The following is a 23,283-nucleotide window of genomic DNA, read 5'->3' as shown; positions in this document are numbered from 1 at the left end:
CCCCCGCTTCAACCTCCTCCCTCCAGCTTCATTCTGACAAATGCATAGCCCGGCTCTCCTTTAAGCGTGATGATATAGAGCTCACCCTCCTTCAGACGATATTCAAACTTCCAGTAGCCCCCCCTCCGGATTTTACCAACAGTTTTTCCGTTAATGTCCACGTCTATATTAATACTTCCATTCCCTCCAGGATAGACCTCAATGCCCACTCCGGCGTAGTTTCTGGACGGCACTATGGCTATAACGGCCTCCCTTGAACGCACAAGCACAATCTTCCATCCCTCGAATCTTATCCCTCTTATTATTGCGGGATGCCTCAAAAGAAAGCCGTATGAGAGATATCTCCAGTCGCTCATATCCGAGGCCCGTATCTCATCCCCCTCCAGTCTGTAATACCTGTAGAGGGAGAGAGGATAGGAGGAAGCTTCATCTGAGAGATTGAAAATCCAGATGTTGTCCCTGAAATAGATAACCCGATATCTCCTGGATAAATTCCACGGATTGAAGGGGTTTATTTTGAAGTCACCATATCCTCTGGAGTCGACATAAAGAATCCCCCTCATCCCCGTGGCATTTTTAATAAATGTAATGTTTCTCTCCGGAAGGTATATCCCTGCCCACATCCCTGAATCATAGAACCTTGGAACCAGAATCCTACCCGCTGGGAGCCCGCCAATAAATCTGAAGGCCTCTATGCTGGCGCCGGTTACACAGCCTGCGGTTTCAAAGGAGAGGTTCCAGATGTTCACATAGAACGCGGGCACCATGAGGAGCAGTGTAAGAGATGCTGCCACAACCTTCGGGCGCGTGGAATGGCCCTCCAAAAGTCTATGGAGCATATGCATCCCTGCCCCCGCAATCACCGGGATCATGGGGGTGATGAGCACGTATATCCGCTCAGAGCTCCAGATGCCGGAATAGAACGGAATTGGGATGTGGAACAGTATCTTGTTGAAGACGAGGAATATGGTATAGAATATCGTCGCAATCATGCCCACCGAAAACGGGCTCTCATGCTTCACCGCATATATAATTCCCGCAACGAAAAATATTCCGATGATAACCTGCCCTTCGCTTATGAATGTACTGTGGAGTATTCCCTCAACCCACAGGAGATTGTCCTTGAATGCATATTTTGGACTGCCAAAATACGATGTGTAGTTCATGATGTGCAGCCTCATTGGATATTCGAGGATGTAGTATGTCAGAAAGCTTGCAGCCGCCTGGGAGAGAAACATCTTAACAGGCCAGGCTTCTATCCTCCCCCGCCTTATCAGAATCATCAGGACTGCAAAGAGGGCATATGCTTCAAACGCCAGATACACATAGGGATGAACAAGGAGAACGGCCGAGATTATCAGAACTGCCAGAACTGCAGTGCTCCTTCTGTGATTATCTATGGAGAGGGTGTAAAGAGAGACAGCTGCCAGAAACATGTAATAGTTCAGGAACTGATGAAGGAGGGAGTAGTTCAGGTAATAATAGTAGAGGTAGGAGATAGGGGCCAGAATCGCGGAGAACACGGCTATCCGCGTGCTCCTGAAGATGCTCCGGGCGGCGGCATATGTTCCAAGTGGAATGAAAATCCAGGTGAAGATTTTCAATATCAGCATGGCTTCGGCAACATTTATCCCGCCACCCTTGGCCAGAAAAACAATAATGGAGTGATATCCCGCGGGATATGTGATTATGCCGTGGAATCCGGGAGGAGCGCTTTTTATGAAGAGCGTGTTCTCCCTCAGAATCTCCAGCGATTTGTATGCATGAAAGACCGCATCACGTCCAACCGCTCCGGGATATGCTGGAACCCTGAAGAACGGCAGTTTGATGACAAAAGACAGAAAGAGGGCCGTTGTCATCCCTGCGAGTGCAGATTTTGACACATCTCCCCTCAGGCCAGTGGAAGGAGCCAGAAGGGAAATGGCGAGGGTCAGAATTACCACAATTATATATGCAAGGCCAAGGGATATGCCGAGCCAGCTCAGGATGTGCATAAGGAATATTATGACCGCCAGTCCGATGGCAGGGGAAACCGAGAGCCTGAGCAGGGGATCAAGATTTCCCTTTCTGCTCACAATCAGGAAGCCCAGATACCACGGGATCAGTAATGTCATGTAGGGGCTGAGTCGTGATGCCAGGATAAGAACCAGCCCCAGTGTGATATTTAAGCTCCTTAATCCAAGTTCCGGCATGAAGCTCAGCTCCGCCTTTTCATCACGCTTCAGCGCAATTCGCTCTCATCATCGCAGTAGATAGTTATTTCTATGGATTTATAACTTTTTATAACTTTGATGTCCTCCCTTTTTTCGGGCACCGGGAGGCGGCTTTGCAGGCGGATATAGAAAAGACTTTATATTCCAAAAACAAGGTTTAATCAGGGTGATGTCATGGGTCTGTTTTCATTTGGCTCCAAAAGGGATAAAATTAGAAAGCTCATAGAGGCTGAGCGTTTCGATGAGGTGGTATCCCGCGCGGTGAAGGATAAAAAATCACTGGAAGCTCTGGTTGAACTTCTGGAGGACAGGATGCCGGGTGTCAGGGGAGACGCTCTTCTCCTTCTCAGCAATGTGGCAAGGCAGAACGGATATATCCTTAAACCCCACATGGAAAAGATAATTTCCAGGAGCATTCAGCTCACCAGAGACGGTAATCCCTATGTCAGGGAAAACGCCATGCTTCTCTCGTATGAACTCATCCGCATGTTCCCCGAGGATGTGGAGAGACTTAAATCAGACATTGTCCGGACTCTCATCGAGGAACTTCAGGGCGGCGACAAGAACGGCAAGGCCTTTGCCATGATAGTGCTTGGGGAACTTAAGGTGAAGGATGCCGCCCCCTACGTGGAGGAGCTCAGCGGCGTTGAGGACAAGGTGATACTGCCATTTGAGGGCAAAAAGTGGGTTCCTCTGGGGGAGATAGCGAAGGAAACCCTTGAGAGGCTTAGGTAAGGAGGATGGAGGATGCTCAACATCTTAATCTTTCTTCTGCTGACAGCCATCGTCGGTTACCTGATTATGAAGTTCGTCTGGAAGATTCTGAAGTTCCTCGCGGTGAATACGGTGGGGGGCTGTTTCTTAGTTGGTAACATGCGAAACTTTTGTTGTCGCAAGGTTTAAATACTCTGGCTTAGTATTTCCTAAGTGGCGGTTAGTAATGCCAAAGGCGACTTTTGTCATTAGTGATGAAACCCTTGAAGAATTCAAAAAACTCGCCAAAAAACGCTATGGGGATAAGAGGGGAGTCCTGAGCGTTGCAATTGAAGAAGCCATTAAGGACTGGATTAAGAAAACAAAAAAGGAGCTGGAAAATGCCGAGTGAAGCCATCAAACTAACTGCAAAATTCAAGCTTAGAGAAACTCCCGAAGGGTTAGATGAACTCTTCTCCACTTACCGTGAGATTGTGAATTTTCTCATAACTTACGCCTTCGAGAACAACGTTACGGGCTTTTACCGATTGAAGAAGGAGACTTATAAGAGCCTTCGGAGAGAATACTCCGAATTGCCGAGTCATTACCTTTACACGGCCTGCCAGATGGCGACTGCAATATTCAGAAGTTTTAGAAAACGTAAAAAGAATGGGAAAGCCAGAGGAAGACCTGTTTTTAAGAAGGACGTCATAATGCTGGACGATCATTTGTTTAAGCTGGATTTGGAGAAGGGCTTAATCAAACTCTCCACTCCGAACGGGAGAATTCAATTAGAGTTTTATCCCGCAAAGTATCACGAGAAGTTTGGAAACTGGAAGGTTGGGCAGGCTTGGCTTGTTAGAACGCCAAGGGGAGTCTTCCTAAACGTTGTTTTCTCGAAAGAGATTGAAGTTAGCGAGCTGAAAGCTTTTGTTGGCTTGGATTTGAACGAGAATAACGTTACCCTCTCCCTCCCAAACGGTGAATTCGTTCAAATCATCACTCACGAGCGTGAAATAAGGACTGGTTACTTCCTAAAGCGAAGGAAAATCCAGAGGAAAATTAGGACTGGTAAAAAGAGGAGGGAACTCCTTGAGAAATACGGTGAGAGGGAAAAGAACAGGCTCAACGACCTTTACCACAAGTTGGCTAACAAAATCCTGGAGCTGGCTGAAAAATACGGTGGTCTTGCTTTAGAGGATTTGACTGAAATCCGGGATTCAATAAGGTATTCGGCTGAAATGAATGGTCGCCTGCACAGGTGGAGTTTTAGGAAACTCCAGTCAATCATTGAATACAAGGCTAAACTGAGGGGAGTTAGGGTTGTCTTCGTTAATCCTGCTTTTACTTCCTCCCTGTGCCCAATATGTGGGGGGAAATTAAGCCCGAACGGGCACAGGGTTTTGAGTTGCAAGTGTGGGTTTGAAGCAGATAGGGATGTGGTTGGGAGTTGGAATATCTCTTTGAGGGCCTTGAAGATGTGGGGAGTTTCCGTTTCCCCCGAAAGCCCTCCAATGAGTAGAGGAGGGAAGGTTATCCGCTACGATTGGTTCACAAGTTCCAAAAGTAGCGGATAACCAGAACGGTTGCCCTTCTCGTGGTGCTTTCATGGCTGTAGAAGCCATCTAAATCTTTTTAAATCTCCCCGATTTCCTTCTTAGTGTGAGTCTGAACGATTTGTTGAGGGGTGATGCTCATGTCTCACAGATCAGCTGAAATGTACGAGCTTAAAAAGAAGGTTGAGGAGCTTAAGAAGATAAGGGGGCGGGCCACGGAGCTTGTATCGCTCTACATCCCCGCAGGTTACGACATAAACAAGGTTATGCAGCAGCTCAGGGAGGAATACGGCACCGCCCAGAACATCAAATCCAAGAGCACCCGAAAGAATGTCCTCGGTGCCCTTGAGAGGGCAATGCAGCACCTGAAGCTCTACAGGCAAACACCGCCAACCGGGCTGGCGCTCTTTGTCGGAAACGTCAGCGAGCAGGAGGGAGTCAGCGACATCCAGCTGACCGCGATAATTCCGCCGGAGCCCCTGAGGGTCAGGCTCTATCGATGTGACCAGACCTTCATCACCGAGCCCCTTGAGGAGATGCTCAGGGTGAAGGAGGCCTACGGGCTAATAACGGTGGAGAAGAACGAAGCGAGCATCGGGATTCTCAGGGGGAAGAGGATAGAGGTCATCGACGAGCTCACATCCAACGTCCCGGGAAAGACCAGAGCAGGAGGTCAGTCCGCGAGGCGTTACGAGCGCATTAGGGAGCAGGAAACGCACGAATTTATGAAGCGAATTGGGGAGCATGCGAATAAGGCCTTCCTGCCCCTCCTCGAAGCGGGAGAGCTCAAGGGGATAATAATCGGCGGGCCCGGGCCCACCAAGGAGGAGTTCGTCGAGGGGGATTACCTCCACCACGAGCTCAGGAAGAGGATAATCGGTGTCCTCGACATAAGCTACAGCGGCGAATACGGTCTCAAAGAGCTCGTGGATAAGGCCAGCGATATACTGAAGGAGCACGAGGCGGTGAAGGAGAGGAAGCTTATTCAGGACTTCTTCAGACACCTCGTCAAGGACACGGGGATGATAACCTACGGTGAGAAGGAGGTCAGGAAAGCCCTTGAGCTTGGGGCAGTTGACACACTCCTCCTCAGCGAGGGCTATGACAGGGTCAGGGTCAGGGCAAAGTGCAACAACTGCGGCTGGGAGGAGCTGAAGACAATGAACGAGCAGGAGTTCCACATATACAAGAAGAGGCTCAAGCTGTGCCCGAAGTGCGGCAGCCAGAACATAAGCTTCGAGAAGTGGGATGTTGCGGAGGAGTTCATAAAAATGGCGGAGGAGAGCGGGAGCAATGTGGAAATCATATCCCTTGATACGGAAGACGGTCAGCAGTTCTACAGGGCATTCGGCGGGCTCGGGGCCTTTCTGAGGTACAGAATTCGGTGAGCTATTTGTATGCATCCTCCCTTTTCTTTAACCTGTGGATGAGTATAAGACGCCTTTTCCAGTTTACGGTGTAGATTACCCTGTACTCACCTATCCTGACCCGATAAATGTCCAAATCAGCAGAACCCTTGAGCTTAACTATATCAAACCTATCTCTGGGAACAGCCTCATACTGAAGCCCAAGAATTTTCGACGATTTGCCTTGGGCAGCGACTTGAGAGCTTTGATGACTTCTTTTTTAACTTTAAGCTTAAAAGTCATGAATCATCCTCCAGAAGTTCCTCAAGTTCGTTAGCATCCACCCATTCATCTTCTTTGAACTCCCGTGCTTCCCTTTCAATCTCATCAAGCTCCTCAGGCGACACCTCTTCCTTAACCAGAGGTACCAGAAGAGCCTCAAGGCGCTGAATCTCCACCTTAATGCGCTCAAGTTCTGCCATCACATACTCAATATTCCTGAAATCTATACGTTCCATCCTCTCACCACTGTAATTTTGAGTTCCAGCCTATTTTTAGTTTTCGTTTTATTCATTAAACATTTAATACCTCAACGAGCAGCCTCCGTATGCCCTCTTCCACCTCCTCCCCGTCCATCACATACGGCGGCCTCAGAACGGGTTTTATGGAAAGACCTCTGATTTTCATGGAGAGCTTTATCGCCGAGCCGAATGATGATGCCAGACTGTATACCCTTGAAAGTTTTGCAAGCCTCCTGGCATGCTCGAAGGCCTCTTCAAAGCGCTTCTCCTGGAAGGCCTTCCAGAGAGCTAGATGAACCTCCGGGACAAAGTTGGCGCAGGCCATTATCCCGCCGTCGCCGCCGAGGATGAGGGTGTTGAGGAAGTGCTGGTCGAGGCCCGTGAAGACCCGGAAGTCCTTTCGTTCGCCCTTTACATCGAGAATCACGTCCCTGATGTGGTTTATGCTGTCTATTGTCTCCTTGATGCCTGCGATGTTTGAATACTCAAGGGCGAGGCGTTTTATCAGGGAAACGCTCAGGGGAGTGGCACAGGAGGGAATGTTGTACAGAATTATTGGAATATCCGTCTTCTCCGCAATCATCGAGTAGTGCCCGAAGAGGGCATCATCGCTCAGGGGGCAGTAGTAAGGAGGCGCTATCACGGCATAATCTGCACCGATATCCTGAGCATGCTTCGTCAGCTCGATGACCTCGAATGTATTTGAGGAAGCCGTCCCGACGAGGTAGAAGGCCGAGCTAACAAGCTCACGCCCCTTTTCGGCAAGGAGCTTTCTCTCCTCAACGCTGAGACTCGTGAATTCTCCCGTCGTTGCGTTGATGAAGATTCCATGAACTCCCGCTTTCTGAAGGAAGTCAAGATGCTCCTCAAAGGCCGCAAAATCAATGGAGTAGTCCTCATTGAAAGGTGTCACAAGGGGAACAATAACTCCACGCATACAATCACCGGAATAAATTAAATGGGAGGGTATTTTAGGTTTTTCTGCATCTTCGGGTTTTTCACATCCGCTCAACGGCCTCAATCCCCATCAGCTCAAGCACGTTCTTCAGAACCTGCTTTGTGGCCATGACCAAAAGCAGTCTCTCCTCCCTGATGCCCTCCTCTGCCCTGAGAACCGGCGAGACCATGTAGAACCTGTTGAACGTGCTTGCAAGCTCGTTGGCATACCATGCAAGCAGATGGGGCTTTATATCCCTGCCTGCCAGTTTTATGACCTCCGGAAACTCTGCCAGCAGCTTTATGAGCTCCTTTTCCCTTTCGTTGAGCTCCGCAAAGCTGGCTCTTTCAAGGAGCTCTATAACCCCGATTTCAAGGCCCTCTCCCTTTGCTTTCCTCAGGATTGAGGCACAGCGGGCATGGGCATACTGTATGTAGGGCGCACTCTCCCCCTCAAAGTTCAGGACATCCTCCCAGCGGAATGTGATTATCTTCTCCGGCGAGTATTTGATCATGTTATACCTTATGGCTCCAACGCCGACGGCCTCGGCTATCTTTTCCTTCTCCTCCTCGCTGAGGCTGGGATTTTTCTCCTCAACCAGCTTTCTCGCCCTCTGGACGGCCTCATTGAGAACCTCGTCGACGGTGAAGCCCACCCATGTGCCCTTCCTTCCGCTGAAGCTGCCCTCGGGCCTGACAACGTGCTCGTAGGCCAGATGATGGAAGTTCTCCGCTTCTCTTTCATGCCCCAGAAGTTTGAGCGCATGTTTCACCGCCTGCTGCGGATACTTCTGCTCGGCACCGATAACGTTGATGACTATATCAGCATTCCCGAATCTGCCGGGCATCCGCTGACCGTCTCTTGCCGTTGTCCATGTCTCATGGTTTGCTTTCTTATCCCAGATTTTATACAGCATGTCTGCACTGAGAAGGCCGAACTTCCACAGGTGATATGCTATATCCTTGCCTGTGTATGTTGCGGTTCCATCGCTTCTGATAAGAACCATATCCGGGTTCTCCATATCAGGGAACAGCCTGCCGAGCTTCATTATAAATGCACCCCTGTATTTTCCCTCCTCTGCCCATTCAAAGTTCTCGTTCTGCTCTATCTTTGCGTAGGCCTCTTCGAAAATGCCGCTCTTCACGATGTCGCTCTCCCAGCTCAGAAGGTCGTATGCAATGTTGAGCCTGTATGTGGTCTCCATCTGCGCTTTCACACATGCTTCAGCCAGCTTTCTGCCCCTCTCGGCGATTTCACTTTCTCCGTGTTCGAGCTCTTTCATTATCTCCCGGATTTCCCTCTCAACTTCGGGATTCTCCTCAAGCATCCTGTGCACCTTCACATACAGGAGGCCCAGCTTGTGGTCGAGTTTGTCCACGTTTGCCTCAACGTCCTCTATCCCGAGGTTTGTATAGCCCCAGAAAACCTGAGCAAACTGTACGCCCAAGTCATCTATGTAGTTCTGCACCTCCACGTCATAGCCCAGAGCTTTCATGATTCTTGCCATTGTGTCCCCGAGAATGGAGTTTCTCGCATGCCCCATGTGGAGCGGTTTTGTTGGATTAACGGAGGTGTGCTCCACGATGACCTTTTTTCCTTCCCCAATGGAGCTCTCTCCGTATGAGTCTCCCTTTTCAAGGATTTCCTTAACGAGCTCCCGACCAAAGACTTCATAGTTCAGAAAGAAGTTTATGTAACCCGCACCCGCAACCTCAATCTTCTCTATGCTCTCCGGCAGCTTTTCCTTTATCTTCTCGGCTATCTCCCCTGCAATCATTCTGGGTGCCCTTCTGAAGACCCTTGCGAGCTGAAATGACACCGCCGTGGCAAAATCGCCGAACTCCATGCTCGGGGTGTCATCAAAGAGTATCTCCCCTTCCCAGCTTTTTCCTTCCTTCTCCAGCATCTCACGGATAGCATCTTCAAGGATGACCTTTACCCCCTTCTTCACGTCCTCATATGCCATTCACATCACCTGAGCTGAGTTGAGATTAACCTTTAAAAACTTCTCCGCTTAAAATAGCTTGGGGATGAACATGAGGCACCACATGGGTGAGCACAAGGCCAGAAAGGGCCTTATACGGATTGAACTTGACGAGGAAAATGGCGTCGTAAAGGATGTAAAAATCACGGGAGACTTCTTTATCCACCCGGAGAACACGATCGAGGAGCTGGAAAACAGGCTGAGGCATCACAGAATTGAGGAACTTGAGAGCCTGATAGATGATTTCTTTGCACTCCGCATGGATGTTGAGATGCCCTACATTAACGTGGAGGACTTCAAAATAGCCCTCAAAAAAGCCCTCAGTGATTAGACGGGTGGTAGCATGAAAATGAGAACTCCAAAACAGATTTTCGTTGTTCTTGCATTCCTCTTCCTGATATCTGCATTTGCCGGGCTGTTTGTGGCATTTGCAGCTCCGGAGGGTGCGTTGAGAATCGTTCACAAAATTGCATCGGAGTTTGCCATCCCCTCTCCAGAGCCGTTTGAGAACTTTCAGAGGATTTTTCTGAACAACATTGTGGTGGCATCGCTGATAACCGCTTCGGGCATATTCTTCGGCATCGGACCGGTTTTCTTCATCTCCCTCAACGGGTTTATAGTCGGGATTGTGGCTGGGGTTGCATACTCCACCGGAAAGGCCCCTGCAGATCGGATTTTGTTGGCATTGCTCCCGCACGGTGTTGTTGAAATTCCTGCGATTATAACGGCTGGGGTTGGCGGCATCCTGTGGTATAAGGAGATAGTGGCGGGAGAAGGAAGAGCAGGAGAGAGATTCAAAAATGGCGCTGTAAAGGCCCTTAAACTGCTTGCCCTTTCAGTGTTTCTCCTTCTTATCGCCGCAGTCATTGAGGCCTACGTAACTCCGGAGGTTGCCGGTATTTAGGTGATTTCGACCTTGAAGCTTCCTTCTAACACTTTCACTTTCTCTTTTTGTCGCCGCCATCGTTGAGATCAGCATAACCCCAGAGCTTGCCGGCATTAAGTGACTTTTCAACTTCGAAGGCTCCAATCTCATCGTATGTTTCAATTTCCCTCAATATTACGTCTATCGGGTTTTCCATAGCCGAGATCACAGTCCGGATGTGGTTTCTGTAGACGCCGTTTCTCTCCATCAGTTCAACGGCATGCTCTGCGACTTCCTTGGGATTGTTTGAGTGGAACTCCACCCCCAGCTCCACGAGCCATTTCGTAACAGCCAGGAGCTTTCCGGGGTATGTGGAGATCGTCGGCGTTCCAAGGGCTATGGCTTCCCTGTTCATGGTTCCGCCGGCGCCTATCATTAGCTTTGCGTAGTACAGGAGGCTCAGACTGTCCACAGCATGCTCCGGCATGATTACGTTGTCAAAGTGCTCAAAGCGTTTTCTCTGACCTTCCGTCCTCGGGAAGAGGACTACGGGCACATCCGGGAGGAGTGGTATTACATTCTCCAGAACGCTTCTCTCGGAATCCCCATTGAAGTAGTTGGCCTTTATGGGTTCGGTTCTCATAACGATGTAGCCGTATTCTCTGAGCCCGAGCTCCTTCAGAACCCTTCGGTCGGGGATGAAACCGTAGAGGTGGGCGAGCTCAGCAAAGCCGTTGATAGGCCTCATGCCGTTTGCATCCGCACCGCTCCTCAGAAGCTCATACGCATCGATGGCCTTCGGGTATATGAGGAGGCTTGTATACGGCAGGATCAGCTTGTTCTGGCCTACGGCGGTTTCGTTATCTACGAAGCCTATCGACGGAATCTGCAGGCCAAAAGCTATTCTCGGGGCCTCCGCCGAGTGCTTGTATATCGCAAGGTCGGGTTTTTCCTCGATTATAAGCTTGGCAAGCTTGTATCCTCTCTCAGCGCTTGCGATGAGCTTGCCCTCAAGTGTGGCCCCTCCGTGCTTTCCGATGACGTAATATCTCATCCCGAGCATATCCATTATTTCGGTGAGGCCGTCGAACTCTCTCGCTGTAATCAGAACCTCATGGCCGCTTTTTTCAAGCTCTCTGATTAGACCCTTGAAGAAGTGAGCATGGGGTGAATTTGTGATATCTATCCATATCTTCATTCCTACACACCATTATACTGAACACTTTTGGACAATAAAAGGCTTTCCTTAAAACGATTGTGGAGCTTTATTTTTCGCCTTTTACCTCTATTGCATTCAATGTTTAAACGTTTATGATGCTTTCAATTGATGATTGGCGGGCCTAACGTGATTTTTATGAGAGACTGGCACCTTTAAACGTGGGGTCCTGCCTATGCATTGAGGCACGGCCGGAAAGTGTTACCATCCGCGTTCTGAAATGGTTTCCCGGAAACCCTTAAATTTGAGTTTTGCATTCTATCGGTTAGGTGATGTGCATGAGGGAGAGAATAGAAAGCAGAAAGGCCGGGATTGCGGTGATTGGACTGGGATACATCGGTCTTCCCACCGCCATAATGCTTGCCGATGCGGGGTTTAATGTGGTGGGATATGAAATAAGAGAGGATGTTGTCACAAAAATAAACAGCGGAAACTCACACATAGTTGAGCCTGAAATTGACCACCTCCTGAAGAATGTGGTGAAAAGCGGAAAGCTGAGGGCCACCTCAAACCCCGAGGACATCAGGGATAGGGATATATACATAATCTGCGTCCAGACCCCCCTGAAGGATGACAGGAAGCCGAACCTTGAGTATCTTGAGGACGCAGTCAGAACCGTCGCGGGGGTCATGAAGAAGGGATCACTCGTGATCATAGAGAGCACTGTTCCCCCCATGACAACCGTGAGGATGGCGGAGCTTATTGAAAGGGTGAGCGGTCTTAAGGCCGGGAGAGACTTCCACATGGTTCACGCCCCCGAACGGGTCATGCCGGGCAGAATATTTAAGGAGCTTGTTTATAACTCCCGTATTCTTGGTGGAATAACTCCTGAGAGCGCTGAACTTGCCGAGATCCTCTACCGCTCCTTCGTCAGGGGGCAGATATTCAGGACAAACTCAACCACGAGCGAAATGGTAAAGCTCATGGAGAACACCTTCCGCGATGTTAACATAGCCCTCGCCAATGAGTTTGCCTTTCTGGCGCATCAGTACGGAATCAACGTCTTCAGGGCAATCGAGCTTGCAAACACCCATCCGCGTGTCAGAATTCACACACCGGGAATAGGCGTCGGAGGCCACTGCCTGCCAAAGGACCCCTATCTGCTGCTGAGTTCGGCCGGAGAGGACTTCGGATTGATTCAGAAAGCGAGGGAAATCAATGAGGATATGCCCCTTATGGCAAAGGACCTGCTCTTCGATGCTCTGAAGACCATAAATCTCCCTCCTGAAGAGGCTGTTGTGGCGGTACTCGGTCTGGCGTATAAGGGGAACTCGGACGACACAAGGAATTCACCCGCCCATGCGTTCATTGAGGCCGTGAGGGATGATGTCGCCGAGGTGCGTTCCTACGACCCGTATGTGAAAGGCAGTCATGGAAGCATAGAGGATGTTCTGAGGGGAGCGGATGCGGCCGTTATAGCCACAGACCACGCTGAGTTCAGGATCCTGAACTGGGAGGAGCTGGGAAAGCTTATGAGGAGCAGGATTCTCATAGACGGCAGGCATCTGATTGAAGAGCCTCCAAAGGGATTCGTATTCAGGGGCATAGGGAGGGGCGAGTATTGAAGCCAGCCTTCGTCTTCGGAACGAGGCCGGAAATAATAAAGCTCTCGCCTGTTATAAGGGCGTTCGAGGAGAGGGATGTTAAACCGCTCCTCATCCACACAGGACAGCACTATGACTATGAGATGAGCAGGGTTTTTCTGGAGGAGCTTGAGCTCGACGGAATCGACCACCATCTTGAGGTCGGCTCGGGAACGCAGGCGGAGCAGACCGGAAAGGCAATGATAAAGATTGAACGGGTTCTGATGAACGAAAAACCGGATGTGGTGCTGGTTCAGGGTGATACCAACACCGTTTTAGCCGGTGCCCTGGCGGCCGTCAAGCTGAAGATACCCGTCGCCCACGTTGAGGCCGGCTTAAGGAGCTTCGACAGGACGATGCCGGAGGAGATAAACAGAATCTTGGCCGACCATGCGAGCGAGGTTCTCTTTGCTCCAACGGAGGAGGCGAGGAAGAACCTTGAGAGGGAGGGAATAACCGAGAACGTTTACGTCGTGGGCAACACTGTGGTTGATGCCGTCCTCCAGAACTCTGAGATAGCTGAAAGGAAAAGCGACGTCCTTGAGAGGTTCGACCTTAAGCCGAAGGGCTACATCCTCATAACCGCCCACAGGGCGGAAAACACGGACAGCAGGGAAAAGCTGATGAAGCTCGTTGAGATGCTTGAGGCCCTTCCGATGAAGGCAATCTACCCCATGCACCCGCAGACGAGGAACAGGCTTAAGGAGTTCGGCCTCTGGGAGGGTATAAGCTCGATCGAGAACCTGACAATCACCAAGCCCCTCGGCTACCTCGACTTCCTCAGGCTGGAGAGAAATGCATTCGCAATAATGACGGACTCCGGGGGGATACAGGAGGAGAGCATAATCCTCAATGTGCCCTGCCTCACCCTCCGCTACAACACCGAGAGGCCCGAGACGGTTAAAGCCGGTGGCAACATCCTGGTGGGGCTGGAGAAGGAGAGGGCAATTGGATACCTGACGAAGCTCATTGGAGATGAGGAGTTTTACACGAAGATGGCAAACGCACCTAATCCCTTCGGTGACGGGAAGGCCGGGGAGCGGATAGCGGAAATACTGCTGGAGCTTCACGAAAAGGAGGAGCTTAGGGTCAGGAGCTCAAGATTTATTTAGTGCGGCCTTCTGCGTTTTTTCCTCCAGTTCAAAGCGTCCTGCCCGGGCTGCTATGGCCTTTGCCGCCTGCCTCAAGAGGTAATCTCTGTATCCCCTGAGACCGATGAGTCCCCATGATTCATCTGAGATATCCGCGAGGATGTATGCCTGAAACTGAGGTATGCCGGTTCTGTTAAAGGCTATTAGGGCTCTCCCCTTATCCGTGGCGTTCCTGTAACTCAGATAGTGGGCCGGATCACCGGCGCTTGAATAAACGGCAATTACCCTTACATGTCCCCTTGCGGTTATGGGAGAATAGCTGATGTTGAACCACTCAATCCAGACAGCCAGGAATTGACCATCGCACTTAACAGGGGCAGAGAGGGTTAGAACTTTATGCCCCATGGTTTTCAGCTCGGCAGCCACCATTTTTCCGAAAGGGGAATCCGGATAGATGCAGAAGCCCTCGTTGAATGTAGCATTGGCGTTTCTCACGCCTCCAGTTTGAGCACTCATACGGGTTTCCGATTTGGCGAGTGTGAAGCTGCCAAAGTAGAATACGAGAGCAGCGAGGACAAGAACCAAAAGGAAGGCAGCAACCCGCTTCACGTTCAGCACCTCAGGCACTTTTAAGGAATTGGTCAAGCTGGGAGGCAATTTCATCTGCAATCATTTCATACGGGTTCCCGCTGCTCAGCTTCCCGACCTTTGCCCTGAGGTTCCACCAGTAGGCCACTCCACACGTCTGATTGGCTATTTTAAGCCCAATCATCCTTCTTATGCTGGCCTGATAGAATCTCCTGGCTGTTTTGTCTATTTCATCCACCGACCACTTCGTGCCGTTGTTTATGACACCAATGGCCGACTTTGCATCGCCGGCGTAGGAGTAGTAGAGTATCCCTGATACCTCCCTCTCCGTATAGAGCACTCTGTATCCTGCCCCAATAGAGGGGATATACACGAGGACAACCCTGCCCTTCAGGTCATCCCTGGATATGTCCATATCAACGACCGCCTTCAGGCCATGCTTTTCCGTGACCCTCACCAGAGCTCTCTCGATATAGTTCCTGTATGGCTCGGGAACCCAAACGGCTATGTAAACCACGTTCGGATTCTGGGGAGCGCTCTTCCAGCCGTAGTTTTTGTCAACTATCATCGCACCTCCATGCTGAAATGCTCCAGAATATTCCGAGAGAATATATGACTCGCTTGCAGTGGCAATGCCAAGGATGAAGAGCACAGTGAGTGCCGCGACACCAAGAACAACGAAGATGCGTCTCATTCACCTCACCGAATATTGATTTGGCATATTACTTTAAAAAGTTATTGTGTTAAACCACAGTACCGATGTAAATTCCATGCCTCGTCCTGACTATCCGCACCCTCACCCTATCACCCACATCAGCGTCGGTGTTTATGACCTCTATGAGCCTGTTCCTTGCCTTAGCGAGCATCTCACCCTTTATCCTACCAGGGAGAACGACCTCCGCTCTGACGATTTCACCCGGGCGGAAGGCCAAAGGAATGAATTCACGCTTTTCCATCCCGAAGTGCCTCGGCTTCAGGACGAGTGGTCTCATTCCTGTCTTCTCTTCAAGCCTCCTGAGCCAGGCATAGAATTCCTTAAACGGAACGAGCTTGGCTATCGTGGGGTTTCTCCCGAACCTGTAGGGGATGTAGTTCTGGAAGCCCAGAGCTGGCCACCTCCTGCCGGCGCCTATCTTCCTTGCAAACTCTATGAATGCCTCGGCCTCATCATCATTCACTCCAAAGATTATAACGGGGGCAAGGAGGACGTCTATTCCCGCATTAACCAAAGCTTCTGCCATCTCAAGGACATGCTGGAGGTCATAGTTTTTCATCCCCATGAGCATCTTCGCCTTTTCAGGGTCGAGGGAGTGGATGGATAGGTTCACCCTGTCCAGGCCAGCCTCGGCAAGCTCTTCGACGAGCTTATCGTTGAGCAGAGTGCCGTTGCTCTGCATGGAGATTACCGAGACGTTGGGATGCTCCCTCAAAGCCTGCACAAGTTCAACGCGGAACGGATAGAGGAGCGGTTCGCCCTGACCATCGAGGTGGGCCTCAAGGCCTTTCCCCTTTATCCTCGCAACCTCATCGAACCACCTCATCAGGTAGTCTATATCCACAACGAAATCGCGCATCCTCGTTCTTGAATAGGGTCCCTCATCGACGGAGCAGAAGACGCAGCTTAAATTGCAGCCGCTTACGCCCCTCACCTGGATGAGGTTTGTCCCCCGATCAATTAAACCAAAGGCGTTGTATCCGAGGAGGGGAACGTCCATTCCTTCATGGATGTATACAACCTCCCGCCCTGTGTATCGGTTCCTGAGAAGGGCACCGAGGCTGTTCTGAATGAAAATTGCCAGATATTTCTCCACATCCCTGAAATCAGTGCTTATGAGAAGCATGCCGTTTCTGACGGTTATCTCGGGGGAAACGTGATACTTCCGTTTTATGGCTCTGATTAAGTCTTTTTTCTCAAAATCAGCATAAAGCGTTTCCCGCCACACCAGCCTGACCTTCTCGCCCAAGTCATGGAACTCTGCGTGCGGAAGTTTCACTCCAATCATGGTCGTTGCTCCTCATGGGCTTTTAAAAGGCTTCGGCAAAATTTATAATAAGGGGATACAATTGCCGGACACACCCCAATTATCTAACAGCATGCATGGCTACATGGAAACATTTTAATATTAGTGAATGCAATAGTCTAATGCTGGACTGATATGGTACAGGGTGATACTATGTGGGGGGAAATTGAGCATTACTTTGATGAATATCCCGTAAGGAAGCAGATAGCAAAGACTCTCCTTAAGTACGGTCTCAGGGTTTCCGATGATATGAAGATCAAAGCCTGCAACATAGAGGTTCCGTACACCAAGATAGCCAAGGCCCTCGATGTCGACAGGAGGGTCGTCAAAGAGACCGTTGCAATGATACTGAAGGTGCCCGAGCTGAAAGAGATATACACCAACCTTGAACCCACCGTGCACATGAAGTTCGTTGGCAGGCACGTGGGCTACGGGGTAATCGAAATCGAGCCCGAGCCGAGGGCCATAGGAATACTCGCAAAAATCGCCACGAAAATAGCCGATAGAGGAATAAACATAGTTCAGGTCGTTGCTGAGGATCCGGAGCTCTATCCGGAGGCAACGCTGACGATAATAACCGAGAGGCCTATTCCGGGGGAGCTGATAAACGAGCTCTCAAAGCTTGAAGGTGTCAAGAGAATCTCAATCTACTGAATTTTTCTTTATACCTTACTTGCCCTGCGGTCTGAACCCATCCCTGCACTGTGAGGGACTCTTTTTGGCATTAAAGGACATAAATGCTGCCTATGTTTTAACCAAAAGTTTTAAACCTTTGTTCTTAGCTAATAAAGTTTATAAACATTTATTTACAACCAAAGATTAGCTTCGCTCAGCCTAAAAAAATTCGCTCTAAACGCTGGAGGGTTGATAAATGGGAGAAGCCGGCAAGATAAGCAGGTACCTGTACACGGTTATCGTGCTGTTTATTATCTGGCTGTTTCTGACGAGCAGCCTTGATGCTCAGGAGCTGGAAATCGGATTTATATTATCCCTGATAGTTGCAGCATTCACGTATGACCTTTTTACGAGCAGAGGTCTGGCAAATCTGCATCCCAGGAGAATCGCCTACGCAGCAGCATACATTCCCTACTTTCTGTGGGCAATGATAATGGCCAATCTGGACGTGGCCTACAGGGTTCTGCATCCCAAAAGACCTATAAATCCCGGAATCGTGGAATGCAAAACCGTTCTCAGCAGTGATGTTGGCAAACTCAGCCTGGCAAATTCAATCACACTGACGCCGGGAACGATCACGCTCGACGTCATCGGTGACAGATATTTCATCCACTGGATTGATGTTAAGGATGCAAGCATTGAAGGGGCATCCGAGAACATAACAAGACCGTTTGAAAAATTCCTGAAGGTGATCTTCGGATGATGGGCATCAACGTTTATCTCGCTCTTATAGCTATAGCAACACTCCTCAGTCTCTACAGGGTTTTCAGGGGACCAACCACCGTCGACAGGCTGGTGGCGGTTGATATCATGACGACAATAACAACCGGCCTGATGGTGCTCTTCGCCCTGCTTTACAGAAGGATGATATTCCTCGATGTGGCCTTGGTGTATGCGGTTCTGGCATTCTTGGGAGTGATAGCATTTGCAAGGTATCTGGAGGGAGGAATATGAACGCAGTATCGGCACTTGGAGAGCTTCTGGTGCTCTTTGGGGTGTTCTTCTATTTCCTCTCGGCACTGGGCCTGATCAGGATGCCTGACGTTTATAACAGGATGCAGACGGCAACAAAGAGCGCCACTCTGGGCTCGCTGGGAGTCATCATAGGAACAGGGGTCTGGGCGGTTGGAGAAGGCCTCCACTGGGGCTGGATTACAAAGACCCTCGTGATTGCGGTTTTCCTTCTCCTGACGAATCCAATAAGCGCCCACGCCCTCATCAGGGGAGCATATAAGAGCGGCATACCCCTGTGGGAGGGAAGCGTTGTCGACAGATACAGGGAAGCTCTGGAAGAAAGCAGGGAGGAGGGAGAGGAATGACGAGCTGTGTTCAGTGCATTGAATACATCATGGTATTCGTCATGATTCTTGCAGCGGTCTTTGCGGTGGAATGGAAGGATCTGCTGGCGGCGGTTGTGGGAATGGCGGCGGTTAGCCTGGTGGCGTCAATACTGTTCTTCTTCCTGCAGGCTCCGGATGTCGCCATGACTGAAGCGGCTATAGGTGCCGCCATGAGTGCCGCGGTTTTCATCTTCGCCATTAAGAGAACCCAGCGGTACGAAACTGAAGAGGAGGAAAGGCCCGGGTGGTGGATAAGATGGTGATGAAAAGAGCCATTGCAATACTCACGCTCCTCATAATTGGCTACTGGATGGCCTCGGCACTGGCAAACGTCCCCTTCGGGGCAGACAAGATGCTCGTTGGCCAGTACTACCTTGATCATGTTAAAGCCCAGACAGGTGCCGTTAACGCTGTTACCGCCGTTGTGGTTAATTACAGAGGCTTTGATACGCTCGGTGAGGTTACGGTGCTCTTCATAGCATCAACCGGTGTTGCAGCCCTGCTGTGGAGGAGGAAGAGGGAGAGGACGGCAAAGACAGAGGGCAGCGTTGTTCTCACAACCGGCAGCCGGCTGCTCTTCCCGTTTATAGTCCTCTTCGGTGCATACATCTTCATCCACGGTCATCTGACACCGGGTGGCGGTTTCCCCGGCGGTGCCACGATAGCAACGGCCTTCCTCATGCTGTATCTGGCCTTTTCGACATACGAAATCCCGCACAGGGGCTTTGAAATCACGGAAGGTCTCGCAGGCATGGGCTACGTTGCGGTGGGCCTCGTGGGCCTCGCAGTTGGTGGTTACTTCCTCTTTGACTGGATATGGCAGAGCTGGGGGTGGGGCCACAGTAACATAGGAAGGCTGTTCAGCGCTGGCTTCATTCCGGTGATTTACACGATAATCGGCATAAAGGTCGGGACCGAGCTCAGCGGAATAGTTGATAGCATGGTTAAGGAGGGAGGAGAATGAACATCAGCGTCTATTACTTTGGGGCAATATCGTTAATATTGATAGGACTATACGCAGTACTCGTCAAAAGAAACCTCCTGAAAATTCTCGTGGGACTCAGCATAATGGAGACCGGCGTCAACCTGCTGCTGATAAGCATAGGATACATCGCCGGAAGAAGCGCCCCTATCCTGAGCGAGGGAATAGGACCGAATAAGGCCGTCGACCCGATTCCCCAGGCTCTGGTTCTCACGGCAATCGTTATAGGAGTCGCCACAACGGCTCTGGCACTGACAGTTGCCATCAACCTGTATGAGACCTACAAAACTCTTAATGTAGAAGAGTTGAGGAGGTTGAGAGGATGAGCCAGTATGCTGCACTCCTCATAGCCTTACCGCTCATAAGCGCGTTCTTTGTCCCTGTTGTTAAGCGGCTCAGCAAAGGGGCCGTGATGCCCTTCCTCGTGCTCATAACCGCTGTCCAGACGGGAATAGCCGCATGGGTTTTCAATGAGGTATACACCACAGGAAAGCCCATAATCATAATGGCCGGTGGATTCAGGCCGCCCGTTGGCATAAACCTTTACATAGGGCACTTCGCTGCGCTGTTTGCGCTCATCATAGCCCTAGTGAGCCTCTTCATGGCGGCGTTCAGTGCGAAAGCCATAACCGTTGAACCAAAGGATAAGTATGCGATGCTCTTCCTCCTGCTCATGCTCGGGGCAACGGGAATGATTTCAACAGGGGACATCTTCAATCTCTTCGTCTTCATGGAAATCACAGCAATAAGTGCATACGCTTTAACAGCTTACAATAAGACCGGAGAGGCCAGCGAGGCCGCCATGAAATACATAATCCTCGGGGGGATCGGTTCCAGCTTCTTCCTCGTCGGCATAGCCCTCCTTTATGGAAGCTTGGGAACACTCAACCTTGCGCAGATAGGCCTGCTGGCCTCAGGAATGAACCCAACGGTGGTTCAGGCAGCGCTGGCAATGCTCGTCTTTGGTCTGGCGGTTGAGGCAGAGCTCTTCCCGCTCAATGCATGGGCACCTGATGCCTATCAGGCGGCACCCCACCCTGTTACAACCATGTTCTCGGCATTTGTTGTTAAAGCGGGCCTCTATGCCATGATCAGAATAATGTACCTCTTCAAGGACACCCCTGCATTTGCGGGAATACTCAGGCTTGTCCTGATTCTCGGAACCCTGACTGTGGTCATCGGCGAGCTTTCGGCCCTGAGGCAGACCAATGTCAAGAGGATGTTTGCATACTCAAGCATAGCCCAGGTGGGCTTCATTGCCGTGGGCTTTGCGCTTGGGACTCAGGCTGGCGTAAATGCAGCGGTCTTCCACATGGTGAACCATGCGATAGTTAAGGCTCTTATGTTCCTCGCCGCAGGCTATGTTGCCGTTGAGCTCGGCGGGGTTAGCCTTGAGGATTTCAGGGGGCTTGGGAAGAGGATGCCCCTCACGGCATTTTCGATAACCGTCGGGGCAATAAGCATCATAGGAATCCCGTTATTCAACGTCTTCTGGAGCAAGATGAAGCTGATTCTGGCGGCACTGGCTGCAGGAAAGACTGGAGTAATTGCCCTGATCCTCGGTGCAAGCCTGGTTGAAGCGGTTTATTACATAAGGCTCATACACACGATGTGGTTTGAAGAAGGGGAGGGCGGAAGGATACGGGAGAACGCAGTATTCGGGGTTATAATGCTCCTTCTGGTCGCGCTGGTGATTGTTATAGGGGTCTATCCGAGTGCAGCATGGAGCATCGCTCAGAAGGCCTCCGCGGATCTCTACAATGTGGCTCAGTACATTAAGAACGTTCCGCTCTTACCGGGGGTGAGTCCATGATCAGCGAATTGATGATAATAATCTTTGCCCCTCTGCTGGCCGGAGTGCTGGCATGGCTCGTTGATGTAAAGGGAATAAGGGAAGCGGTCAGTGTTGTAGGTGCCGCGATACCATTGGCATACCTCATTCAGGCACACCAGACGCTGAGCTCGCAGCCGAGCATACAGTATTCTGTTGTGCTCGCCGGATTCAGGCTTGAATTCATGCTCTACCATCTGAGCTGGATATTTGCCATGATTGCGGGGGTTGTGGGGTTTGCAGCAGTGCTCGGAATGGTTTCCACTGCAAAGGACGGCTATGAATGGCTCTTTGCCCTGATGAGCCTTACCGGAGTCTACGGGGTTTTCCTGGCGGACGACCTGATGAGCTTCTTCATCTTCTGGGAGGTAATGACGTTTGCCTCATTCATGATGGTTCTCAAACACAGCAGAAAAGCCTCGCTTAAGTACTTCCTGCTGAGCGTCTTCGGGGCATATGCGATGCTCATTGCAATAGGCCTTATATATGCGAAGGTCGGGGCGCTTGACTTCAGCTCAGTTCAGCAGGCGTTCTATCAGGATGCAATGAGGGGCGTGCTCGGGACAGATACGATCTTCAGCAGGAACGAGATGATGCTGATCTTCGGCCTGTTCCTTGCAGCATTCGGTGTGAAGGCCGGGATGTTCCCTCTCCATGTGTGGGCGCCGGATGCCTATTCGGAAACCAACCAGAGCTATACGGCGATGTTCAGCGGCGTTCTGAGCAAGGCGGGAGTTTATGGAATGCTCGTAATATACATCCTCCTCGGAACGAAGCTCATGTATGAATTCGGAAGAATCGGGGCTGTTCCAAAATTCGGCTATGTGATAGCCTTCCTCGGCGGTATCACAATAATCGTCGGAGGTTTGCTGGCTGCATTGCAGGAGGACATAAGGAAACTCTTCGCGTATTCGAGCATAAGCCAGATCGGCTACATCCTTGTGGGCATAGGCGTCGGAACCGCCCTCAGCATTGAGGCAGCAATCTACCACGCCATAAGCCACGCCCTCTTCAAGGGACTGTTCTTCCTCATAGTGGCAACGGTAGTGCTGAGAACAGGCAAAACGGAGTTCAAGGACATGGGGGGACTTGCCGAGAAGATGCCCGTGACATTTGCGATGGCGTTCGTTGCAATCCTGAGCCTTGCAGGAATTCCGCCACTGGTGGGATTCACCAGCAAGTGGCTCATATTCGAAGCTGTCATACACCAGAACATGCCCATCCTCGGCGGCATGATATTCTTTGGAAGCGCCATAGGCTTCGTCTATCTGATAAGATTTACCTACGCCGTCTGGTTCGGCCAGAGACCAACGGATCTGGATGATACAAAGGATGCTCCACTTCCGCTGGCGATAGCCATGGGAATACTGGCTTTACTCAACGTGGTCTTTGGTATAGCTCCGGGAATAGTTGCCGGTGAGCTCAACAGAATATTTGGCAAAGATGTCATACAGGGAACAATCTGGGAGCTCAACCTCGGCTTCGGAAGGTATAACGGCCTGTTCATCACGATATGGCTCGTCGTGGGCATCATCATCGCGGGAATCATATACTTCCTCGGCGCAAAGGTCAGGAGGGTTCCGGTTACGGACACGTATCAGGCAGGCAACCCGGTCACCATGGAATACAACCTGACGATAAGGAGGAACTTCTTCCTTCCGCTTAAAGAGACGCTGGCGTTCTGGCTCAGGATGAGCTTTGACAGGCTCTATCAGGATATAGGCAGCTGGATCGAAGATCTGGCCGAGACAATGAGGAACTACATATACAACGGGGATGTTCAGGCCTATGCGTGGTATCTGGCAGTAATCCTAATAATCCTTGCACTTTGGGGGGTGTGA

26 protein-coding genes are annotated in these 23,283 nt (G+C 50.6%); 17 read left to right on the top strand and 9 right to left on the bottom strand.

The genetic code is table 11. The features are described 5' to 3' along the window. Nucleotides 1–8 precede the first annotated feature (8 nt). Nucleotides 9–2,192: a hypothetical protein gene (locus ACYQ27_RS06955; RefSeq protein ID WP_460041335.1), complete on the bottom strand. Its 2,184-nt coding sequence runs from the start codon at nt 2,190–2,192 to the stop codon at nt 9–11. Between the two features lie 195 nt (nt 2,193–2,387). Between ACYQ27_RS06955 and ACYQ27_RS06950 the strand changes: the two genes are divergently transcribed. From ACYQ27_RS06950 to prf1, 4 genes are all read left to right on the top strand, one after another. Then, the gene (locus ACYQ27_RS06950; RefSeq protein WP_456395737.1) at nt 2,388–2,948 is read left to right on the top strand and encodes a hypothetical protein; all 561 of its coding nucleotides are present in this window, start codon (nt 2,388–2,390) and stop codon (nt 2,946–2,948) included. 205 nt (nt 2,949–3,153) lie between these two features. After that, nucleotides 3,154–3,318, top strand: coding sequence for a hypothetical protein (locus tag ACYQ27_RS06945; protein ID WP_456453269.1), 165 nt, complete (start codon nt 3,154–3,156; stop codon nt 3,316–3,318). Beyond that, nucleotides 3,308–4,483, top strand: a complete 1,176-nt coding sequence (locus tag ACYQ27_RS06940; protein WP_460041334.1) for an RNA-guided endonuclease InsQ/TnpB family protein — start codon at nt 3,308–3,310, stop codon at nt 4,481–4,483. Before ACYQ27_RS06945 ends, ACYQ27_RS06940 begins: the two co-directional genes overlap by 11 nt. A 119-nt stretch (nt 4,484–4,602) precedes the next feature. After that, nucleotides 4,603–5,850, top strand: coding sequence for a peptide chain release factor aRF-1 (prf1, locus tag ACYQ27_RS06935; RefSeq protein ID WP_456396558.1), 1,248 nt, complete (start codon nt 4,603–4,605; stop codon nt 5,848–5,850). A gap of 1 nt (nt 5,851) precedes the next feature. Here the strand turns inward: prf1 and ACYQ27_RS06930 are convergent, their stop codons facing one another. The 4 genes from ACYQ27_RS06930 to ACYQ27_RS06915 all read right to left on the bottom strand — a co-directional run bounded on the left by ACYQ27_RS06930 (nt 5,852) and on the right by ACYQ27_RS06915 (nt 9,232). Continuing rightward, nucleotides 5,852–5,965, bottom strand: coding sequence for a type II toxin-antitoxin system RelE family toxin (locus ACYQ27_RS06930; protein ID WP_456452322.1), 114 nt, complete (start codon nt 5,963–5,965; stop codon nt 5,852–5,854). Between the two features lie 142 nt (nt 5,966–6,107). Beyond that, entirely contained in the window at nt 6,108–6,326 is a 219-nt protein-coding gene (locus ACYQ27_RS06925; RefSeq protein ID WP_456396550.1) for a DUF5646 family protein, read from the bottom strand. Between the two features lie 55 nt (nt 6,327–6,381). Then, nucleotides 6,382–7,266, bottom strand: coding sequence for a dihydrodipicolinate synthase family protein (locus tag ACYQ27_RS06920; RefSeq protein WP_460041333.1), 885 nt, complete (start codon nt 7,264–7,266; stop codon nt 6,382–6,384). A 61-nt stretch (nt 7,267–7,327) separates the two neighbouring features. After that, nucleotides 7,328–9,232, bottom strand: a complete 1,905-nt coding sequence (locus ACYQ27_RS06915) for an arginine--tRNA ligase (protein ID WP_456452318.1) — start codon at nt 9,230–9,232, stop codon at nt 7,328–7,330. A gap of 70 nt (nt 9,233–9,302) precedes the next feature. Here ACYQ27_RS06915 and lplB point away from each other — a divergent pair, with 70 nt between their 5' ends. Next, nucleotides 9,303–9,581 (top strand): lipoate-protein ligase small subunit, encoded by a 279-nt coding sequence (lplB, locus tag ACYQ27_RS06910; RefSeq protein WP_456452326.1) that lies wholly within the window; start codon nt 9,303–9,305, stop codon nt 9,579–9,581. Nucleotides 9,582–9,593: 12 nt separating this feature from the next. Next, nucleotides 9,594–10,154, top strand: coding sequence for a stage II sporulation protein M (locus tag ACYQ27_RS06905; protein ID WP_460041332.1), 561 nt, complete (start codon nt 9,594–9,596; stop codon nt 10,152–10,154). Nucleotides 10,155–10,188: 34 nt separating this feature from the next. Here ACYQ27_RS06905 and ACYQ27_RS06900 read toward each other — a convergent pair whose 3' ends face one another. Beyond that, nucleotides 10,189–11,313, bottom strand: coding sequence for a DUF354 domain-containing protein (locus ACYQ27_RS06900; RefSeq protein ID WP_456452314.1), 1,125 nt, complete (start codon nt 11,311–11,313; stop codon nt 10,189–10,191). 296 nt (nt 11,314–11,609) lie between these two features. Between ACYQ27_RS06900 and ACYQ27_RS06895 the strand changes: the two genes are divergently transcribed. Together ACYQ27_RS06895 and wecB are read left to right on the top strand one after the other, a co-directional pair. Beyond that, nucleotides 11,610–12,896, top strand: a complete 1,287-nt coding sequence (locus ACYQ27_RS06895) for a UDP-N-acetyl-D-mannosamine dehydrogenase (RefSeq protein ID WP_456452312.1) — start codon at nt 11,610–11,612, stop codon at nt 12,894–12,896. Beyond that, entirely contained in the window at nt 12,893–14,026 is a 1,134-nt protein-coding gene (wecB, locus tag ACYQ27_RS06890) for a non-hydrolyzing UDP-N-acetylglucosamine 2-epimerase (protein WP_460041331.1), read from the top strand. Before ACYQ27_RS06895 ends, wecB begins: the two co-directional genes overlap by 4 nt. On the opposite strand, the gene ACYQ27_RS06885 is transcribed toward wecB, so the two are convergent. Genes ACYQ27_RS06885 through ACYQ27_RS06875 form a run of 3 tightly spaced genes read right to left on the bottom strand, consistent with a single transcriptional unit; the run spans nt 14,012 to nt 16,596 of the window. Further along, complete coding sequence (locus ACYQ27_RS06885; RefSeq protein WP_460041330.1) at nt 14,012–14,614, bottom strand: hypothetical protein; 603 nt, start codon at nt 14,612–14,614, stop codon at nt 14,012–14,014. The two genes, wecB and ACYQ27_RS06885, sit on opposite strands and share 15 nt — an antisense overlap. A 10-nt stretch (nt 14,615–14,624) precedes the next feature. Then, nucleotides 14,625–15,287 carry a hypothetical protein gene (locus ACYQ27_RS06880; protein WP_456452309.1) on the bottom strand — a complete coding sequence of 221 codons (663 nt, stop codon included), beginning with the start codon at nt 15,285–15,287 and terminating at the stop codon, nt 14,625–14,627. A gap of 49 nt (nt 15,288–15,336) precedes the next feature. Continuing rightward, nucleotides 15,337–16,596, bottom strand: a complete 1,260-nt coding sequence (locus ACYQ27_RS06875; protein WP_460041329.1) for a radical SAM protein — start codon at nt 16,594–16,596, stop codon at nt 15,337–15,339. 171 nt (nt 16,597–16,767) lie between these two features. Here ACYQ27_RS06875 and trpY point away from each other — a divergent pair, with 171 nt between their 5' ends. From trpY to ACYQ27_RS06830, 9 genes are all read left to right on the top strand, one after another. Then, nucleotides 16,768–17,268 (top strand): TrpY family transcription regulator, encoded by a 501-nt coding sequence (gene trpY, locus ACYQ27_RS06870; RefSeq protein WP_460041328.1) that lies wholly within the window; start codon nt 16,768–16,770, stop codon nt 17,266–17,268. A gap of 217 nt (nt 17,269–17,485) precedes the next feature. Continuing rightward, the gene (locus ACYQ27_RS06865) at nt 17,486–17,992 is read left to right on the top strand and encodes a Na+/H+ antiporter subunit E (protein WP_456453974.1); all 507 of its coding nucleotides are present in this window, start codon (nt 17,486–17,488) and stop codon (nt 17,990–17,992) included. Then, nucleotides 17,989–18,243, top strand: coding sequence for a monovalent cation/H+ antiporter complex subunit F (locus tag ACYQ27_RS06860; RefSeq protein ID WP_456395026.1), 255 nt, complete (start codon nt 17,989–17,991; stop codon nt 18,241–18,243). Before ACYQ27_RS06865 ends, ACYQ27_RS06860 begins: the two co-directional genes overlap by 4 nt. Then, nucleotides 18,240–18,608, top strand: coding sequence for a monovalent cation/H(+) antiporter subunit G (mnhG, locus tag ACYQ27_RS06855; protein ID WP_456395025.1), 369 nt, complete (start codon nt 18,240–18,242; stop codon nt 18,606–18,608). Before ACYQ27_RS06860 ends, mnhG begins: the two co-directional genes overlap by 4 nt. After that, on the top strand, nt 18,605–18,892 hold the full coding sequence (locus tag ACYQ27_RS06850) for a DUF4040 domain-containing protein (RefSeq protein WP_456395024.1): 288 nt from the start codon (nt 18,605–18,607) through the stop codon (nt 18,890–18,892). The genes mnhG and ACYQ27_RS06850 overlap by 4 nt, the downstream gene beginning before the upstream one ends. Continuing rightward, nucleotides 18,889–19,593, top strand: coding sequence for a Na(+)/H(+) antiporter subunit B (locus ACYQ27_RS06845; protein WP_456395036.1), 705 nt, complete (start codon nt 18,889–18,891; stop codon nt 19,591–19,593). Before ACYQ27_RS06850 ends, ACYQ27_RS06845 begins: the two co-directional genes overlap by 4 nt. After that, nucleotides 19,590–19,937, top strand: coding sequence for an NADH-quinone oxidoreductase subunit K (locus ACYQ27_RS06840; RefSeq protein WP_456395023.1), 348 nt, complete (start codon nt 19,590–19,592; stop codon nt 19,935–19,937). The genes ACYQ27_RS06845 and ACYQ27_RS06840 overlap by 4 nt, the downstream gene beginning before the upstream one ends. Beyond that, nucleotides 19,934–21,424, top strand: a complete 1,491-nt coding sequence (locus ACYQ27_RS06835; protein WP_456395022.1) for a proton-conducting transporter transmembrane domain-containing protein — start codon at nt 19,934–19,936, stop codon at nt 21,422–21,424. Before ACYQ27_RS06840 ends, ACYQ27_RS06835 begins: the two co-directional genes overlap by 4 nt. Next, nucleotides 21,421–23,283 (top strand): proton-conducting transporter transmembrane domain-containing protein, encoded by a 1,863-nt coding sequence (locus tag ACYQ27_RS06830; RefSeq protein WP_456453973.1) that lies wholly within the window; start codon nt 21,421–21,423, stop codon nt 23,281–23,283. Before ACYQ27_RS06835 ends, ACYQ27_RS06830 begins: the two co-directional genes overlap by 4 nt.

Source organism: Thermococcus atlanticus (assembly GCF_054657855.1).
The sequence above is the reverse complement of the archived record's forward strand: the minus strand, read 5'-3'. Positions and strand labels throughout refer to the sequence as shown.

Coding starts and splice junctions, on each gene's coding strand:
- ACYQ27_RS06955 (WP_460041335.1), bottom strand. CDS start 2,192: ATGCCGGAACTTGGATTAAGGAGCTTAAATATCACACTGGGGCTGGTT.
- ACYQ27_RS06950 (WP_456395737.1), top strand. CDS start 2,388: ATGGGTCTGTTTTCATTTGGCTCCAAAAGGGATAAAATTAGAAAGCTC.
- ACYQ27_RS06945 (WP_456453269.1), top strand. CDS start 3,154: ATGCCAAAGGCGACTTTTGTCATTAGTGATGAAACCCTTGAAGAATTC.
- ACYQ27_RS06940 (WP_460041334.1), top strand. CDS start 3,308: ATGCCGAGTGAAGCCATCAAACTAACTGCAAAATTCAAGCTTAGAGAA.
- prf1 (WP_456396558.1), top strand. CDS start 4,603: ATGTCTCACAGATCAGCTGAAATGTACGAGCTTAAAAAGAAGGTTGAG.
- ACYQ27_RS06925 (WP_456396550.1), bottom strand. CDS start 6,326: ATGGAACGTATAGATTTCAGGAATATTGAGTATGTGATGGCAGAACTT.
- ACYQ27_RS06920 (WP_460041333.1), bottom strand. CDS start 7,266: ATGCGTGGAGTTATTGTTCCCCTTGTGACACCTTTCAATGAGGACTAC.
- ACYQ27_RS06915 (WP_456452318.1), bottom strand. CDS start 9,232: ATGGCATATGAGGACGTGAAGAAGGGGGTAAAGGTCATCCTTGAAGAT.
- lplB (WP_456452326.1), top strand. CDS start 9,303: ATGAGGCACCACATGGGTGAGCACAAGGCCAGAAAGGGCCTTATACGG.
- ACYQ27_RS06905 (WP_460041332.1), top strand. CDS start 9,594: ATGAAAATGAGAACTCCAAAACAGATTTTCGTTGTTCTTGCATTCCTC.
- ACYQ27_RS06900 (WP_456452314.1), bottom strand. CDS start 11,313: ATGAAGATATGGATAGATATCACAAATTCACCCCATGCTCACTTCTTC.
- ACYQ27_RS06895 (WP_456452312.1), top strand. CDS start 11,610: ATGAGGGAGAGAATAGAAAGCAGAAAGGCCGGGATTGCGGTGATTGGA.
- ACYQ27_RS06880 (WP_456452309.1), bottom strand. CDS start 15,287: ATGAGACGCATCTTCGTTGTTCTTGGTGTCGCGGCACTCACTGTGCTC.
- ACYQ27_RS06875 (WP_460041329.1), bottom strand. CDS start 16,596: ATGATTGGAGTGAAACTTCCGCACGCAGAGTTCCATGACTTGGGCGAG.
- trpY (WP_460041328.1), top strand. CDS start 16,768: ATGTGGGGGGAAATTGAGCATTACTTTGATGAATATCCCGTAAGGAAG.
- ACYQ27_RS06865 (WP_456453974.1), top strand. CDS start 17,486: ATGGGAGAAGCCGGCAAGATAAGCAGGTACCTGTACACGGTTATCGTG.
- ACYQ27_RS06860 (WP_456395026.1), top strand. CDS start 17,989: ATGATGGGCATCAACGTTTATCTCGCTCTTATAGCTATAGCAACACTC.
- mnhG (WP_456395025.1), top strand. CDS start 18,240: ATGAACGCAGTATCGGCACTTGGAGAGCTTCTGGTGCTCTTTGGGGTG.
- ACYQ27_RS06850 (WP_456395024.1), top strand. CDS start 18,605: ATGACGAGCTGTGTTCAGTGCATTGAATACATCATGGTATTCGTCATG.
- ACYQ27_RS06840 (WP_456395023.1), top strand. CDS start 19,590: ATGAACATCAGCGTCTATTACTTTGGGGCAATATCGTTAATATTGATA.
- ACYQ27_RS06835 (WP_456395022.1), top strand. CDS start 19,934: ATGAGCCAGTATGCTGCACTCCTCATAGCCTTACCGCTCATAAGCGCG.
- ACYQ27_RS06830 (WP_456453973.1), top strand. CDS start 21,421: ATGATCAGCGAATTGATGATAATAATCTTTGCCCCTCTGCTGGCCGGA.